The organism is Bartonella sp. AP57NXGY, assembly GCF_042195805.1.
In the GTDB taxonomy this organism is placed as follows: Bacteria; Pseudomonadota; Alphaproteobacteria; order Rhizobiales; family Rhizobiaceae; genus Bartonella.
On the sequence record NZ_JBHIOZ010000207.1, the window covers coordinates 1 to 2,042 of the forward strand.

1 protein-coding gene and 1 pseudogene are annotated in these 2,042 nt (G+C 32.2%); both read right to left on the reverse strand.

The window, feature by feature from the left end; genetic code table 11:
* Positions 1-779 (reverse strand): annotated as a pseudogene (locus ACFIL8_RS09525) (autotransporter outer membrane beta-barrel domain-containing protein); the annotation flags it as partial.
* Between the two features lie 971 nt (positions 780-1,750).
* Positions 1,751-1,900 (reverse strand): hypothetical protein, encoded by a 150-nt coding sequence (locus tag ACFIL8_RS09530; protein ID WP_375612614.1) that lies wholly within the window; start codon positions 1,898-1,900, stop codon positions 1,751-1,753.
* Positions 1,901-2,042 lie beyond the last annotated feature (142 nt).

Here is a 2,042-nt window from a genome sequence, read left to right on the forward strand (position 1 = left end):
TCTTTAACATTAATATATCCACCAGCTTTTGTATATAATACACTATTGCTACCGGTAACAGTTCCCTCTGTCATAAAAATTTTTGATTGCTCACCAATGGCATTGAGCCCATCACCGTTAAGTGATGTGATTTTTGCCTTATTGTTTAAAGTAATGATACTACCGTTTCGAGCATTGATTGCTGTTTCGTTTGCCTCAAAAGATCCATCGATAACTGTTACTTGAGTTTGGTTATCTGCAAAGATGCTGTTTTTTGCTTTTTTAACAGTTATATTTTTCAAAGTGAGTTTACTTTTTTTTTCAGCTTTTATTGCGTTATAGGGGTCACTGTTTTCACTTGTTATTGTGACATTTTCCATATTTCCGTTACCCGCATTTAGCTGAATAGCGGTTTTATCAACATTGATAGAACCTCCTGTCATTTTGAATGTAGCGTTGTCCGATATATTAACGCCGTATTCATAGGAAGATTTAGTTCCAAGTGGAGCACCAATGATGGTATTGTCCGATAATTCAATCAAACTATCGGATCCTTTAACGGTGACAACGGTTGTAACAGATGGTGGTGTTGGAGAGGTACTCCCCAGCTTTAAATTCTTGCCGATGATTTTTCCACCTGTTTCTGCCCAAATATTATCGTAGCTTTCTTTAGAGACTTCCATTTTTTTTCCATCAGAAACTTTAAGTTCTTTAAGTTCTTCCGCTTGTGTGTTGTGGTAGGTCCCAAATAATAGAATTGCTGCAGTTGCTGTATGCGATAAAAGAGATTTTTTAGACATTTATGTTCTCCTCACTTAAAACTAAGCTACAAATATTTTTTCTGTTTGCCATATCTCCACTTGTTATAAGAAGAACAAACAATATAAGAAAATAAATAATGGTCTATAAAAATATTCTTCTTGCTCACTATTTTATAATTTACTTATAGTTTTATAATTTACTTATAGTCAAATTAAAAAATATAATAATTAATGTATATATTTATATTTAAGTCATATTATATTTATAGTTTTAGTTATTACGTATTAAATATATAATTAAAAATATTAAAATGATATTTAAAGACAATATTATAAGCAAATGATCGTTGTTTGTTTGTACTTTTTAATGGTATCACAGTACTGTCATATATTTTGATGCATTAAGGAGAATAAAGGGTGGGACAGCATCGTTGGGAACAGCCGTCAGCAAAAATTAAAAAAGTTTACTTAATTTTAGATCTGAGGTGTTTTATATTGGATGTAATGTGTTTTATAAATATGCTAAAGAGTACTGATTGATGCTTTTATAAATCTTAGTTTCTTCTTGAGTATTTTGATAAAGTGGTTGATGTCTTTGTTTTTTGGGTGTATTTAATTAAATTATCTGCGTAAAGAAATATTTTGCAGTATGTTTCCTGTGTAAAGAGGAAAATAATAGTAGCTTGTGCTTTTTATCTACTTACGACAGTAAAACTTTACATTTTCTTTTTGCTTTGAGAAAAAGGGGAAGGGGATTTTATGAAGCAAGCGCGATTTATCAATAAACATATATGATTTATCAATAAATACATATAAGGTGTTTTTTCTGAAAGTTTTACTTTCACTTGGAGATGAAGCGCTTTGCGACATTTTTGTTTATGAGAGATAAATGCCATTCAATATCTAAGACAGCGTAAGGGGCAGATTTCTCAAAATCACTGAATTTATTCTCACCCTTAAGCATAACCACCCGCTTTAGTGCATATTTTCATTCTTTTGCGCAAAGACTGCTACACGCATTTCACGCTCCCCAATTCCAGCAAATTGGCAAGACCTTCCACAGCTGTCTTTTCAGGATTATAACGAAAGCGCTTTTTTGCCTGTGTACGAGCAACTACTTCAATCTGGTATGCATCAAAAACAATACCTAGCCTTGTCAATCAATAAATCTTGATGGAGATGATCTTGGGAGGATAAAGAACAAAAGCTATTCGAGCGATCTTTTTATGAAAGGGTGTCAAGAATAAAAAAAGGCAGCATATCGTGCTGCCTTTTTATTAAATTGAATAGAATGAATAGGCT